The organism is Sphaerisporangium sp. NPDC051017, from assembly GCF_040683095.1.
Classification (GTDB): Bacteria; Actinomycetota; Actinomycetes; order Streptosporangiales; family Streptosporangiaceae; genus Sphaerisporangium.
The window spans coordinates 24546-39115 of sequence record NZ_JBFBCI010000033.1 but is presented as its reverse complement, the minus strand read 5'-3'; the positions used below and the strand labels follow the sequence as shown (position 1 = coordinate 39115).

Genomic DNA, 14570 nt, shown 5'->3' with positions numbered 1-14570 from the left:
GCCACGTCACCTGGCGTGGGCCGGTCTACCAGGCGACGGGGAGGCGGTGCACGCCGTAGATCAGCATGTCGGTGCGCAGCGGCACGTCCTCGGGGGCGATGTCCAGGCGGAGGGTGGGGAACCGGGCGAGCAGCGCCGGGTACCCGACCCGCATCTCGACCCGGGCGAGCTGCTGGCCCAGGCACTGGTGGACGCCGTGGCCGAAGGCCAGATGCCCGGCGGTGGGCCTGAGCAGGTCCAGCGCGTCCGGATCGGCGAACTTGCGCGGGTCGCGGTTGGCGGCCGATATCGACACCGTCACCGTCTCGCCGGCCTTGATCGGATGCCCGTCCAGCTCGACGTCCTCGAGCGCCGTCCGGGTCGTGAAGGCGGCCACGCTCAGGTAGCGGAGCAGCTCCTCCACCGCCTGGTCGCCCGCCTCCGGCTCGTCGCGCAGCAGCGCGAGCTGGCCGGGATGGCTCAGCAGGGCGAAGGCGCCCAGGGCCAGCATGTTGGCCGTGGTCTCGAAGCCCGCGCCCAGCAGCACGAAGCCGATGTTGACGAGCTCCTCGTCGGTGAGGTCGGAGGTGGTCAGGCCGCTGAGCAGGTCGTCGCCGGGCTCGGCGCGCTTGGCCCGCACCAGCTCGCCCATGAACTCCTGCAGCGCCGTGTAGGAGGCCATCATCTCCTGCGGCGTGTTGTCCAGGCGCATCAGCACCGCCGTGTGGTGCTGGAAGTGCTCGCGGTCGGCGTACGGCACGCCGAGCAGCTCGCACATCACGAGCGCCGGGACGGGCTGCGCGAACGCCTCGAACAGGTCCACCGGTGGGCCGTGCCGCTCCATGGCGTCCAGATGCTCGGCGGTGATCTCCTGGACGCGCGTCGTCAGGGCGCGCATGCGGCGGACGGTGAACCAGCCGGTGAGCAGGTGCCGGTAGCGCGTGTGGCTCGGCGGGTCCATCCGGGTGAAGATGCCCGGCGGCGCCGGACGGAGGTCGCCCACGCGGCCGTCCCGCGCGATCGGCACGTGGTTGAGTTCGGCCCGGGCGCTGAAGCGGGGGTCGGCCAGCACGGCGCGGACGAGGGCGTGGCCGGTCACCAGCCATCCCGTGTGGCCGTCGGGGTAGGCGAGAGGACTGACGGGGGCCGTCTCGCGGAGCCGCCCCAGGGCCGCGGGCGGGTCGAAGTGGTTGGGCCGCTCCAGAAGGAGCGGCGCCGCGGCGGGAACGGGCTTGGTCATATCGGTCTCCTTCGACCGGTGTCGCTGGAAAAGGGTTCGCGCGCGGCCGTGCTCTCGGGGCGCGTGCGCGGGCTCTCGGGGCGAGTGCCCGGCGGATCCGCGGGCTCCTGCGCGCGCCGGTAGCCGTAGATCCGCTCGCGGTAGGGCGGGATGACGTCCGCGATGACGTCCAGGAGCTCGGCGGACGCCGCGGCGACGGCCTCGGGGTCCGGCGGGCCGGGCGGCTCGAAGGCGGCCCGGACGACGTGCGCGAGCGCGCCGGCCCTCGCCCGCACGTCCGGCGCGGCGGCCCGGGGGTCGATCTCGCCGTGGTCGTCCATGAGGAGGAAACCGGCGTGCGTCGCCGTCAGCGCGTACGCCAGGTCCGGCACGTCGTCGCGGAAGAGGCCGTGGCGGGTCAGCAGCTCGAAGAGCCTGGCGGTGGCGAGGAGCTCGTGCCCGCGCACGGGGCTGCCGGCGAGCCGGTCCCGCAGTTCCTCCGTGTCCCCGGTGAACACGGCCCGCAGGACGGGCCTGTCGTGGATGATCAGGAACGACGCGGCCAGCAGGCGGTGGGGGAGCACGGTGGACGGGTCGCGGCGCAGCTCGTGCACGAGCCCCTCGACGTAGGCGATGGCCTCGCGGAGCAGCAGGGCCTCGAAGAGCTGCTGCTTGGTGCGCCAGTGCAGGTAGACCGTGCCCTTGCCGATGTCGGCGTGCTGGGCGATGTCCTCGATCGTCACCTTGCGGTAGCCGAGACGCACGAGCAGCTCGGCCGCGGAGTCGAGGATGCGATCCGCCCGGTTGAGGTCCTGCCGTGGTCGTCCCGGCACCGTACGCTCCTTTCTGACTTGTTGACCGGATTTCGAATCCGGTCAACAAGTCAACCGTACGCCTCCGCCGCCGCGCGGACAAGCCGGGCCGTCCGGCCGGGAACAGCGGCGAGGGCCGCCGCGGGAGTCGCGGCGGCCCTCGGACTGCGGTGCCCGCACGCCTGGTGGAACGGGTGACGCTCCTGTTCTCGCGGATGGTCATGGATGAATTCGCGGACAGCCGTGCGCGGCTGATTCATCGACGATGGCCAGGGGCCCTCCGAAGTCGTGTGCGGTGCCCGGCCCGGAGCGTGGACCGGGACTCCGGACCGGGCGGGGAAGATCTGCGAGGGTCACGCGCCGGGCTGGTGGGCTGCGCCCCCTCGGGGGCGTCTCGCCGTTCGCGAGCGGGCGGCGGCGGACGGGAAGGTCCGCGGGCGCGCGGCGACGGATCGGGCCGTCCATGGACGGCCGGCGATGTGCGGGGTGGCGAGGGACGTAGGAGGCGGGACGGCGTCGGGGGCCGACGGGGTGCGGGGGATGGCGCGGGGTGGCGTCCGGGATCGGGCGGCGACGGCGGGGGAGCGGCTGTGCGCGCCCGGTGTCAGAGGGGCCGGCGGCCGGACCCGCTCTGGACGCGTCGCTGGTCAGCGTCGTGAAACCTCAGTTGAGCTGCCATTTTTCCCAGATCGCGCGCGCCTCCAGGACATCGAGGTCGTCCCAGACCGTCAGCTCGTCCCACGCCGGGAGCTCACTCGACCCCTCACGGTCGCGCGTGACCGTGAACTCCTCCCACACCGTGAGGCCGTCCCACAGGGCGTGGGCGTCCCAGACCTTCAGGCCGTCCAAAACCTCTACGGCGTCCCATGGCTGCTGCCCGTCGCAGGTCCTGTAGGCGTCCCACAGCTTCAGCGCGTCCCAGACGTCGAAAGCGTCCCAGAGCTCGTACCGGTCCCAGACCTTGTGGCGGTCCCAGACGCTCTGCCGGTCCGGGGCCGCGGGATCGTGACCGGATGCGGCGGCAGAGCTGGAGCCGAGCGGGTGAGCCATTTTGACCAACCCCTTTCTGGGCTGCGGATTTCATCTCGCTGAATCCACTGTGCGGCGCCCGGGGTTGGTGGGCCAGATGAACGGAGTTCATCAAGTTGCCCGGGGATATCCACTTCCTGCCACCGGAACGCTGGACATTCGCGCCCGGTACGGCATTCCCGCGCGTCGCGCGACCGGAGGCCCCGCATTAGCCGGGCGGCACGGTACTCCCTGTATTCGGACATGTTCTCATAGGATGCGCTTTCATTTCATACAGGGACTTAATTCTCGAACATGGCCACCGAAAGAGGCGGCGTCAGGCCGTGGCGCGACGCATTCCGTCGAGGAGGACGGTGGCGCAGCGGCGCGGGTCGCCGCCGTGCGCGATGGCCGCCGACACGCCGCAGAGCAGGGCCTGGAAGTCGCCGAGCACGATGTCCTCGCGCAGAACGCCGGCGGTGCGGGCCCGGCCGAGCAGCTCCGACAGCGCGGCGGCGAGGCGGCGCCCCTCGTCCGAGGCCGCCTCGCGGGACTGGACCTCATCGAAGATGGCCTGGAGCCCGGCGCTGTCGCGCACGGCCCACGCGTGGCTCTCGACGTACGCGGTCAGGGCCTGCCAGGGGTCGCCGAGGCGGAGGGCCCGGAGGGCGTCGTCGGCGCGCTCGACCGTCCAGACCCGGGCCAGTTCGGTGATCAGGGCTTCCTTGGTGGGGAAGTTGCGGTACAGCGTTCCGACGCCCACGCCGGCGCGGCGGGCGATGGGGCCCATCTGCGCGTCGCTGCCCTCGGTCGCGAACGCCTCGCGGGCGGCCGCGAGGATGCGGGCGCGGTTCTGCCGCGCGTCGGCCCGTCGTGGCCGGTCGGGCCCGGCCGCCGCGGGCGCCGGAGCGACGGAGGCGTCACCCGCCTGCTCGGAGGTGCCCGGACGCGTTGGCTGAACCATCGCATCGAGTGTAGTGGCAGGCGAACGCGGCGCCCCGATCCCCAGGGGGCGCCCCGCGAGCCGGGCCCGATGATCGGAGCTGCGGATAGGGTGGCTGGCGGCCCGCGTGCCGGCGCCTCGTCGCGGGCGGTCGTCGCGGGCCGCCGGAGGCCGTCGGAGGAAGGAACCCACATGATCCGCATGCCCGGGATGGCGGTCACCGACCACCGCTTCACCGTCCCGCTGGACCACGCCGACCCGGGCGGGCCCGCCATCACCGTGTTCGCCCGCGAGGTCGCCGACCCCGTCCGCGCCGGGGAGGACCTGCCCTGGCTGCTCTTCCTCCAGGGCGGCCCCGGCGGCAAGTCGCCCCGCCCGACCCGGCCGGACGGATGGCTCGCGCACGCGCTGCGCACCCACCGCGTCCTGCTGCTCGACCAGCGCGGCACCGGCCGCAGCACCCCCGTCACCGCCGCGACCGCCGCGCGGCTCGGCGACGGGCTGGCCGCCTACCTGCGCAATTTCCGCGCCGACGCCATCGTCGCCGACGCCGAGCACATCCGCCGTGCCCTGTGCGGGGACCGGCCCTGGGAGACGCTCGGGCAGAGCTACGGCGGGTTCCTGACGCTGACGTACCTGTCCCGGGCGCCCGAGGGGCTGCGCGCCTGCTACGTGACGGGTGGTCTCTCCGGGCTCACCGTCGGCGCCGACGAGGTGTACGCCCACACCTACCCCCGCGTGCGCGAGAAGGCCGAGCGCTTCTATGCCCGGTATCCCGGCGACGTCGCCACGGTCAGGGCGATGGCGGACCACCTCGCCGCCACCGACGTCCGGCTGCCCGACGGCGACCGGCTGACCGTGCGCCGGCTCCAGACGCTCGGCATCCTGCTCGGCATGGGCGACGGCGCCGAGCGGCTGCACTGGCTGTTCGACGAGGCCTGGGACGGCCGGGCGCCGTCGGACACCTTCCTGCGGCAGGTCATGACGCTGACGTCGTACGCCGAGGGCCCGCTGTACGGCGTGCTCCAGGAGGTCATCTACGCCCAGGGCGCCACGCCGACCGCGTGGGCCGCCGAGCGGGCGCTGCGCGACCGCCCCGAGTTCGCGCCCGACGCCGACCCGTTGCTGTTCACCGGCGAGATGTTCTACCCGTGGATGTTCGAGGAGCTGTCGGGCCTGCGTCCCTTCGCCGAGGCGGCGCACGCGCTGGCCGAGACGCGCGACTGGCCGGCGCTGTACGACCCCGCGCGGCTCGCGGCGAACACGGTGCCGGTGGCGGCGATCGTGTACCTCGACGACATGTACGTCGACGCCGAGCTCTCGCTGCGGACGGCCCGGTCGGTGGGCAACCTGCGGTACTGGGCCACCAACGAGTGGGAGCACGACGGCGTGCGCGCCTCGGGTGACCGCGTGCTGTCCCGGCTGATGGACATGGCGGCGGGCCGGGTCTGACGGCCCGGGACGGCGGGGGACGGGGGCACGGGGAAGGGGTGTCCCCGTTTCCCGCTACGGGTGAGGGACGGAGTTTCCCGGGTCTTCATCTGGCGGTTATTTGAGTCAGAATATTTTATGGAAAATGGACATATATCGCTGCCCATTGGCGAGGGGCGGTACGTGTGAAGCAGCTGGACGAGGCCCCGGTGCCGCGAATCGGCGGCGGCGCGGGCGAACCGGGCACGGCCGTCGATGACGCGTTGTCGGCGTACATCGGCGCACTGAGCGACAGAGGCGTCAAGGTCCGTGTCCTGGACCGCGCCGAACATCCGGTCGAGGGCGAGGACTGCCCGCACACCGCCGTATACGTCGAATGCGAGATCGGCGGTACGGTCCTCTGGGGCGTCGGAATCGACGCCAACAGCACCGTCGCCTTGTTCAAAGGTGTCGCGAGCGCGCTCAACCGTGCGTACAGCACCTGACGGAAAGGTGCGGCACGCGCCACCGTCTGCGGCGGACCCCGCACCCTTCTCACAGGGGTCCGGGGCTGACCTCGGCCCGGCCCGGGCGCGGTAGCAGCAAGCTCGCCCCGCGCCGGCTCCCGCGATGCCGGCCGCCGAGCCGGTCCTGGTCACCGCGCCGGACGATCCCGCGTGCCGCATCACCCGGGCGAGCGTGATGTCCACCATGGCCGCCGAGGCGCACGCGCGCCCGATTCCGGCCAGGACCATCGACGGCAGCGGATGCCAGGTGCCGAGGTCCGCGCGGGCCCGGCCGGCCGCGTAGAGAACGCTGATCACGGCGGCGTCCGGCGGCTCGGGCGCGGCGAGGGCGCGGGGCGCCGGACGGTGTTGCGGACATTTCGGACTCTGATTGATCGTGGGCAGAGGCTGGGAAGGCCCGGTCGAAGTATTCTCTTCGGGATAGACGTAGTTCAGTTCACTAAGGGAAGTCTCTTAGTGTGCTAGGAAATTGGGATGGGAAGTCAATGCCGGAGAACTCCCGTTCGCCGCTGATCGCACGCATCCAGGAGGCTCTGCGGGCCTACACCGCCAACTCGGTGCTGTTCAGCCAGGCCATCGCCGACCGGCTGGGGCTGAACGCGACCGACGCCCGCTGCCTGGACATCCTGAGCAGGACCGGGCCCATCACGGCGGGCCAGCTCGCCGAGCTGACCGGCCTCACGACCGGCGCCATCACGGGCGTCGTCGACCGCCTGGAGAAGCCGGGCTACGTCCGCCGGGTCCGCGACGCGGAGGACCGCCGCCGCGTGATCATCGTGCCGATCCCCGAGAACGAACTGCCGATCCACGCCTCGCTGGAGGCGACCGGCCGGCGGGTGGAGGAGTTGCTCGAGGCCTACGACGAGGACCAGCTCGCCGTCATCCTCGACTTTCTCAGCCGCTCGGTGGCCATGGCCCCGTCCGAGATCGGTGGCGTGCGCGACGTGACCGGCCACGTCGCCGTCCGCGGCCGGTAGCGCGCCCGGGGGTCCGCTCCCAAGCTCCGCGGACCTCCGGATGAATGTTTCATCGGATCCGCGTGTACGGCGGGATGCGCGGAGGCGGACGCCGCCGAGTTTGCCGAGGCCAGCGGGCGGAAGCCGCGGCCGGGCCGGAAGCGGGTCTGCCGTGCGGGCGCCCCCGCGTGCAATGTGCTGTACATCCTCCTGAAACGACCTGACTATGGGAGCGCTCCCACCGCCGGATGTCGAGCGGGGCGCTGCTTGGCCGTCTCAAGAAGGCGGCGGACCCATAAGTTTCATAAGGGAGAAAACAGACGATGGGACCCCACAAGAGTTCCTGGCGTCGAGCCTTCACGGCGGTGGCAGTCCTACTGCTCTCCGCCGTCGGGCTCGCCGTCAGCCAGACCTCGGCGCACGCCGCGGTCGCCTGCGAGGTCACCTACCAGAAGGCATGGGAAGGCGGCAACGGGTTCGGCGGGAACATCACGATCAAGAACCTGGGCGACCCCCTGACGTCCTGGGCGCTGACCTTCGCCTTCCCCGGAAGCCAGCAGGTGACCAACGGCTGGAGCGCCGACTGGTCGCAGTCCGGGAGCAACGTGACGGCCCGAAGCCTGTCCTACAACGGCTCCCAGGCCACCGGCGCCTCCTGGACGCTGGGCTTCAACGGCACGTTCGGCGGCACGAACGCCAACCCCACCACGTTCGCCATCAACGGGACGACCTGCACCGGCCAGGGCGGCCCCGGCCCGCAGCAGGGCCTGATCGTCACCCCCACCTCGGTCAGCGTCCCCGAGGGCGGCACCGCGACGTACTCGGTGAAGCTCGCCGCGCAGCCCACCTCCAACGTCACGGTGACCTCCACCGCGGGCAGCGGTGACACCGACATCACCGTCTCCGGCGGATCGAGCCTGACCTTCACCTCGGCGAACTGGAACACCGCGCAGATCGTCACGCTGGCCGCCGCGCAGGACGCCGACACCACCAACGGCTCGCGTACGATCACCGTCTCCTCTGCGGGGCTGACCTCGGTCACGGTGACCGCCACCGAGGCCGACGACGACACCGGCGGCGGCGACCCCGGCACGCACGTGGACAACCCGTACGCCGGCGCAACCGGCTACGTGAACTCCGACTGGTCGGCCAAGGCCGCCGCCGAGCCGGGCGGCTCCGCCGTGGCGAACATCTCCACCGGCGTGTGGCTGGACCGCATCGCCGCCATCGCCGGCACCTCCAGCGCCAAGGGTCTCGCCGCGCACCTCGACGCAGCCCTCCAGCAGGACGCCGCCAACGGCAGCGCGCCGCTGACCATCCAGTTCGTCATCTACAACCTGCCGAACCGCGACTGCTCCGCCCTGGCCTCCAACGGTGAGCTGAAGATCTCCGAGAACGGCCTGAACCGCTACAAGACCGAGTACATCGACCCGATCGCCGCGATCATGGGCCAGTCCAAGTACTCGCAGCTTCGCATCGTGACGATCATCGAGATCGACTCGCTGCCGAACCTCATCACCAACACCAACGTCGCCGCGTGCCAGGAGGCGCAGCAGAGCGGCGCCTACGTCCAGGGTGTGCAGTACGCCCTGAACAAGCTGCACGCGATCCCGAACGCCTACACCTACATCGACGCCGCCCACCACGGCTGGCTCGGCTGGGACACCAACTTCGGCCCGTCGGCGCAGCTCTTCGCCAGCACGGTCCGTGGCGCCACCGCAGGCTTCGCCAGCGTCGACGGCTTCATCACCAACACCGCCAACTACTCCGCGCTGACCGAGCCGTACTTCACCATCAACAGCCAGCCGGGCGGCCAGTCGGTGCGCCAGTCCCGCTGGGTCGACTGGAACTTCTACGTCGACGAGCTCAGCTACGCCCAGGCGTTCCGCCAGCGGCTCATCACCGAGGGCTTCTCGTCCAACATCGGCATGCTGATCGACACCTCCCGCAACGGCTGGGGCGGCGCGGCCCGGCCGACCCGCGCCAGCACCTCGACCGACGTCAACACCTTCGTCAACGAGTCCCGCGTCGACCGGCGCATCCACGCCGGCAACTGGTGCAACCAGAGCGGCGCCGGCCTCGGCGAGCGTCCCCGCGCCAACCCGGCCACCGGTCTGGACGCCTACGTCTGGATCAAGCCCCCGGGCGAGTCGGACGGCTCCAGCTCGGAGATTCCGAACAACGAGGGCAAGGGCTTCGACCGGATGTGCGACCCGACCTACACCGGCAACGCCCGCAACGGCAACAACCTGACCGGGGCGCTGCCCAACGCGCCGATCTCCGGCCAGTGGTTCTCGGCGCAGTTCCGCCAGCTCCTCGCCAACGCCTACCCGTCCATCCCCTGACCCTGAACTCCCTAGCCCCTGAACAGCAGGGCCCCGCCACGCGGCACCGTGGCGGGGCCCTGTTCATGGCCGCGCCTCCGGCACGGCGGAGGCGCGGCCATTTAGGCGCACCGAACGGGCCCATAGCCTCACTCCGCTCGGCGGGTTCGGGGCGTCCATGTCCGAGATCGATGGGGGACAGCCACGAGGCGCACGCGCGCGGCGGCCGTACCACTCCGGCCGCGGCATGCCATGGCCGGCCGCTGTCCCCCTGAGCGCGGCGACGGCGGAGCCCGGCCCGAACGCGCTGCACGGCACCCTCCAACGGCCCCTGGACGGGGCTCGTCGCGGGTGACCGGCCATCGCACGCCCCCACGTCACTGGTCCTCCCCGGACGTCGGGAGATATATCCGCAGCTCATCGGCATAAATCGGCCTATGGGCGGCATTGGCCTCGACCCCGCAGGCCTGGCCGCGCTCCATCGGATCCTCGCCGCCCTCGCCCGTCGGTGAGATCCGCCCGGCGCGCCGGGATGGTGGCCGCGGCAGGTGATGAGGCGGTCAGTGGTCGCGGTGGGTGATCAGGTCGGCCAGGGCGTGCAGCTCGGCCGCGGCGCGCGGGGCCGGGGAGGCGACGGCGAGGTGGCCGAGGGCCTCGCGCAGCAGCTCGTCGGCCTGCCGCAGGCTCCAGGCGCGCCCGCCCGCGAGCTCGACCAGCTCGGCGGCGCGCACGAGATCGGACCCCGACGGCGCCTCCTCGCGCCCGTACAGCGCGGCCAGCTCGTCGCCGGCCGGTGACCCGGACGTGAGAGCCGCGACGACGGGCAGCGACTTCTTCCGGTTGCGCAGGTCGGAGTGGATGGGCTTGCCGGTCACCGCGGGGTCGCCCCAGATGCCGAGCAGATCGTCCACGAACTGGAACGCCAGGCCGAGGCGGTCGCCGAACGCGCGCAGGTGCTCGACGCGCTCGGCGGTGGCGCCGCCGAACAGGGCGCCCAGGGAACAGGACGCGCCGAGGAGGGCTCCGGTCTTGCCCTCGGCCATGGTGAGGCATTCCTGGAGGCCGACGTCGTCCCGCGTCTCGAACGACGTGTCGGCGCTCTGGCCCTCGATCAGGTCCAGGACGGCGGCGCCGAGCAGGCGCGCGCCCTCGGCGGAGGCCGGATGGCCGCTCGCGGCGAGGACGTCGAAGGCGAGCGTGAGCAGCGCGTCGCCGGCGAGGATCGCGCCGCTCACCCCGAACAGGCTCCACGCGGTCGGGCGGTGCCGCCGGGTCACATCGTGGTCCATCACGTCGTCGTGCAGGAGCGAGAAGTTGTGCACCAGCTCGACGGCGACCGCCGCCGGGACCGCCGTGCCGGGAACGGCGCCGACCGCCTCGGCGGCCATCAGCGTCAGCGCGGGGCGGACGGCCTTCCCGCCGCCGCCCGCCGAGGGCATGCCGTGCTGGTCGAGCCATCCGAAGTGGTATCCCGCGATCCGCCGCATCGACGGGGACAACGTCTCGACGGTGGTCCGCAGAGCGGGACCGACCTGCTCACGGCTCCAGGCCAGCACTTCGTGTGCCTGCCGGCCCGTGGTCATCACCCTGGCCATGCGCGCCCCTTCCGTCCGAGTCCGGACCCGGCGCACTGGGGGGAGGGCGCCGGGGAAGATTCTCATCGACTTCATCACATTTACCGGGGGCGATCTCCGTCATGTCCGCAGAAGCCTGGCGTCCCTGGCCGGGACGGCGGGAGCGGGCGGGAGAACGGCCCCTTGTTTTCCCCGTATTTCGTGGCTCGTGGCCGGTTCGGTCGCGGGCTCAGTGGCCGATTTCGACGTTCTCGAGAACGCCGAGCGCGTCGGGGACCAGGACGGCGGCGGAGTAGTAGGTGGAGACGAGGTAGGAGATGACGGCCTGGTCGTTGATGCCCATGAAGCGGACATTCAGGCCGGGTTCGTACTCGTCGGGAAGGCCGGTGTAGTGCAGGCCGATGACGCCTTCGTCCTCCTGCCCGGTACGCATGACCAGGATCGAGGTCGTGCCGGTGTCGCTGATGGGGATCTTGTCGCAGGGCAGCAGGGGGACCCCGCGCCAGGAAGCGACGGTCTGGCCTTCCAGCTCGCTCGTCTGGGGGTAGATGCCCCGGCGGCTGCACTCGCGGCCGAACGCGGCGATGGTGAGCGGGTGGGCCAGGAACAGGTGTGACCGGCGGCGCCTGCACAGGAGGTCGTCGAGGTCGTCGGGGGTGGGTGGGCCGGTGCGGGTGTGGATGCGTTGTTTGAGGTCGGCGTTGTTGAGGAGGCCGAATTCGGGGTTGTTGATGAGTTCGTGTTCTTGGCGTTCGCGGAGGGCTTCGATGGTGAGGCGGAGTTGTTGGTGGGTTTGGTTCATGGGCTGGTTGTAGAGGTCGGCGACGCGGGTGTGGATGCGGAGGATGGTTTGGGCGACGGAGAGTTCGTATTCGCGGGGGGTGGTTTCGTAGTCGACGAAGGTGCCGGGGAGGTGGGGTTCTCCTTGGTGGCCTGAGGTGATTTGGATGAGTGCTTCGCCGTGTTTGTTTTGTGGGGGTTTGGGGGTGTCTTGTTGTGTTTGGAGGTGGTTGCGGAGGGTTTGGGATTGGGCGAGGAGTTCGTTGAAGGCTTGGCGGGTGAGGGTGAGGGTGGTGGTGGGGGTGACGGCCTGGATGGTGTGGTCCCAGGTGGGGGTGGGTGTGGTGGTGGTGAGGGTGTGGTCGCCGTAGTAGTCGCCGTCGGCGAGGACGGCCAGGGTGGTGGAGTCGCCGTAGGGGCCGGTGCCGATTTTGTTGACCTTGCCGTGGGCGATGAGGATGAGGCGGTCGGCGGGTTGGCCGGTTTGGGTGATGGTGTCGCCGGGGTCGTGGGTGGTTTGGGTGAAGCGGTTGGCGAGGGCTTCGAGGGTGGAGTCGTCGTCGAAGTGGCGTAGCAGGGGGAGTTCGCGGAGTTCTGGGGGGATGACGCGGATGTCGGTGCCTTGGCTGGTGAAGCTGAGGCGTCCGTCTCCGATGGCGTAGGACAGGCGGCGGTTGACGCGGAAGGTGCCGCCGCTGGTGTGGATCCAGGGGAGCATGCGGAGCAGCCATCGGGAGGAGATGTTCTGCATCTGTGGCTGCGACTTGGTCGTCGTGGCCAGGTTGCGTGCGGCCGCGGTGGCCAGGGCTTGTTGTGCCTGGGCCTGGTCGCCGCCGGGCGTTATATCGGTTGTCTCGGTCACAACCCACACCAATCACTGAGGCGCCGCGAACCACCGGTCGGCGCGGTATCGGGAGGAGAAATACGAGACCCCGGCGACCCGCCGGGCCGGGAGGCCGTGGCGGGTCCGCGGGGCGGTGTACGCGATGGCCGGTTCAGTGGCCGATTTCGACGTTCTCCAGGATGCCGAGCGCGTCGGGGACCAGGACGGCGGCGGAGTAGTAGGTGGAGATGAGGTACGACATGATCGCCTGGTCGCTGATGCCCATGAAGCGCACCGACAGGCCGGGCTCGTACTCGTCGGGGAGACCGGTCTGGTGCAGGCCGATGACGCCCTGGTTGTGCTCGCCGGTACGCATGAGAAGGATCTTGCTGGTCCGGCTCTCGGTGATCGGGATCTTGTTGCACGGCAGGATCGGGACGCCGCGCCAGGACGGGATCGAGTGGCCGTGCAGGTCGGTGCTCTGCGGGTAGACGCCCCGGCGGCTGGCCTCGCGCCCGAACGCCGCGATCGTCAGCGGGTGGGCGAGGAAGAACGCCGGCTCCTTCCACACCTGGGCGAGCAGGTCGTCGAGGTCGTCGGGGGTGGGGGGGCCGGTGCGGGTGTGGATGCGTTGTTTGAGGTCGGCGTTGTTGAGGAGGCCGAATTCGGGGTTGTTGATGAGTTCGTGTTCTTGGCGTTCGCGGAGGGCTTCGATGGTGAGGCGGAGTTGTTGGTGGGTTTGGTTCATGGGCTGGTTGTAGAGGTCGGCGACGCGGGTGTGGATGCGGAGGATGGTTTGGGCGACGGAGAGTTCGTATTCGCGGGGGGTGGTTTCGTAGTCGACGAAGGTGCCGGGGTGGTGGGGTTCTCCTTGGTGGCCTGAGGTGATTTGGATGAGTGCTTCGCCGTTTTTGTTTTGTGGGGGTTTGGGGGTGTCTTGTTGTGTTTGGAGGTGGTTGCGGAGGGTTTGGGATTGGGCGAGGAGTTCGTTGAAGGCTTGGCGGGTGAGGGTGAGGGTGGTGGTGGGGGTGACGGCCTGGATGGTGTGGTCCCAGGTGGGGGTGGGTGTGGTGGTGGTGAGGGTGTGGTCGCCGTAGTAGTCGCCGTCGGCGAGGACGGCCAGGGTGGTGGAGTCGCCGTAGGGGCCGGTGCCGATTTTGTTGACCTTGCCGTGGGCGATGAGGATGAGGCGGTCGGCGGGTTGGCCGGTTTGGGTGATGGTGTCGCCGGGGTCGTGGGTGGTTTGGGTGAAGCGGTTGGCGAGGGCTTCGAGGGTGGAGTCGTCGTCGAAGTGGCGTAGCAGGGGGAGTTCGCGGAGTTCTGGGGGGATGACGCGGATGTCGGTGCCTTGGCTGGTGAAGCTGAGGCGTCCGTCTCCGATGGCGTAGGACAGGCGGCGGTTGACGCGGAAGGTGCCGCCGCTGGTGTGGATCCAGGGGAGCATGCGGAGCAGCCATCGGGAGGAGATGTTCTGCATCTGTGGCTGCGACTTGGTCGTCGTGGCCAGGTTGCGTGCGGCCGCGGTGGCCAGGGCTTGTTGTGCCTGGGCCTGGTCGCCGCCGGGCGTTATATCGGTTGTCTCGGTCACAACCCACACCACCAATCCGTAGAGCCTTGAACGGGGGAAACGATCGCCTGGATTAGTCCGGCCCGGGAGGCCGTGCGCAGTGAGTTCGTGTCGTCGGCGTGCTTGAGCGTGTACCTGATTCCGGGCGCGGTTGACCGCCGATCGACGGGGTGCGAATCCGTTGTCGCCGTTGACCGCTCATCGGAATTGTCGTAAGAATGTCGTGCGTGAATGGTCGAACGCTACGTGGGCTGTTCGCCGTGAGAGGAGTCGTCGGTTTGTCGCGGGGGTTGACGTGCGGACGCTCTGCCGTTGTGCGTGTTGTTCATGGTCGCCGGGCCGCTGCAATTATGCGGTGCCGATCTTTCGCGTGTCAATTGCTGGTCCGCGTTGGTTGACTCGTGGTTTGCGATAGTGCGAATCTACGGAAAAGAAGGCTGACGCCAGATATTTCGGAACAGAGGGGTCGTTTCCGAATAGCTCGGTCAAATGCCACTTATGCCCCACCGGTCGGTGTCTCTAACCCCACCGGGCGCCCGGTGTCCGGCGGGCGAGGGGCCCGGCGGGCGGGAAGCGTAGGCTCTGTATGACGGCCCAGGTCCGCCCGGTGGCGACATCGGCACCGGCACAGACGCCGGAGTCGCCGGC

12 protein-coding genes are annotated in these 14570 nt (G+C 70.3%); 5 read left to right on the top strand and 7 right to left on the bottom strand.

Annotated elements, in window-relative coordinates; translation table 11 throughout:
• Positions 1 to 25: 25 nt before the first annotated feature.
• From AB0M95_RS24505 to AB0M95_RS24490, 4 genes are all read right to left on the bottom strand, one after another.
• Entirely contained in the window at positions 26 to 1219 is a 1194-nt protein-coding gene (locus AB0M95_RS24505; RefSeq protein WP_363768769.1) for a cytochrome P450, read from the bottom strand.
• Positions 1216 to 2031: a helix-turn-helix domain-containing protein gene (locus tag AB0M95_RS24500; RefSeq protein ID WP_363768766.1), complete on the bottom strand. Its 816-nt coding sequence runs from the start codon at positions 2029 to 2031 to the stop codon at positions 1216 to 1218. Before AB0M95_RS24500 ends, AB0M95_RS24505 begins: the two co-directional genes overlap by 4 nt.
• A 642-nt stretch (positions 2032 to 2673) precedes the next feature.
• Positions 2674 to 3060 (bottom strand): hypothetical protein, encoded by a 387-nt coding sequence (locus tag AB0M95_RS24495; RefSeq protein ID WP_363768763.1) that lies wholly within the window; start codon positions 3058 to 3060, stop codon positions 2674 to 2676.
• 295 nt (positions 3061 to 3355) lie between these two features.
• Positions 3356 to 3982: a TetR/AcrR family transcriptional regulator gene (locus AB0M95_RS24490; RefSeq protein WP_358512616.1), complete on the bottom strand. Its 627-nt coding sequence runs from the start codon at positions 3980 to 3982 to the stop codon at positions 3356 to 3358.
• A 171-nt stretch (positions 3983 to 4153) separates the two neighbouring features.
• On the opposite strand from AB0M95_RS24490, the gene AB0M95_RS24485 reads away from it, so the two are divergent.
• From AB0M95_RS24485 to AB0M95_RS24465, 5 genes are all read left to right on the top strand, one after another.
• Complete coding sequence (locus AB0M95_RS24485) at positions 4154 to 5413, top strand: alpha/beta fold hydrolase (protein ID WP_363768760.1); 1260 nt, start codon at positions 4154 to 4156, stop codon at positions 5411 to 5413.
• A gap of 164 nt (positions 5414 to 5577) precedes the next feature.
• The gene (locus AB0M95_RS24480) at positions 5578 to 5877 is read left to right on the top strand and encodes an alpha-isopropylmalate synthase regulatory domain-containing protein (RefSeq protein ID WP_358512622.1); all 300 of its coding nucleotides are present in this window, start codon (positions 5578 to 5580) and stop codon (positions 5875 to 5877) included.
• Between the two features lie 124 nt (positions 5878 to 6001).
• Positions 6002 to 6181 (top strand): hypothetical protein, encoded by a 180-nt coding sequence (locus AB0M95_RS24475; RefSeq protein ID WP_363768757.1) that lies wholly within the window; start codon positions 6002 to 6004, stop codon positions 6179 to 6181.
• Positions 6182 to 6383: 202 nt separating this feature from the next.
• Positions 6384 to 6875, top strand: coding sequence for a MarR family transcriptional regulator (locus tag AB0M95_RS24470; RefSeq protein WP_363768754.1), 492 nt, complete (start codon positions 6384 to 6386; stop codon positions 6873 to 6875).
• Positions 6876 to 7219: 344 nt separating this feature from the next.
• Positions 7220 to 9199, top strand: a complete 1980-nt coding sequence (locus tag AB0M95_RS24465; RefSeq protein ID WP_363768751.1) for a glycoside hydrolase family 6 protein — start codon at positions 7220 to 7222, stop codon at positions 9197 to 9199.
• Positions 9200 to 9738: 539 nt separating this feature from the next.
• On the opposite strand, the gene AB0M95_RS24460 is transcribed toward AB0M95_RS24465, so the two are convergent.
• The 3 genes from AB0M95_RS24460 to AB0M95_RS24450 form a co-directional block, all read right to left on the bottom strand.
• Entirely contained in the window at positions 9739 to 10773 is a 1035-nt protein-coding gene (locus AB0M95_RS24460; RefSeq protein ID WP_363768748.1) for a family 2 encapsulin nanocompartment cargo protein polyprenyl transferase, read from the bottom strand.
• Positions 10774 to 10981: 208 nt separating this feature from the next.
• Entirely contained in the window at positions 10982 to 12394 is a 1413-nt protein-coding gene (locus AB0M95_RS24455) for a family 2B encapsulin nanocompartment shell protein (protein WP_358512637.1), read from the bottom strand.
• A gap of 133 nt (positions 12395 to 12527) precedes the next feature.
• The gene (locus AB0M95_RS24450; RefSeq protein WP_363768745.1) at positions 12528 to 13943 is read right to left on the bottom strand and encodes a family 2B encapsulin nanocompartment shell protein; all 1416 of its coding nucleotides are present in this window, start codon (positions 13941 to 13943) and stop codon (positions 12528 to 12530) included.
• Between the last annotated feature and the right edge of the window lie 627 nt (positions 13944 to 14570).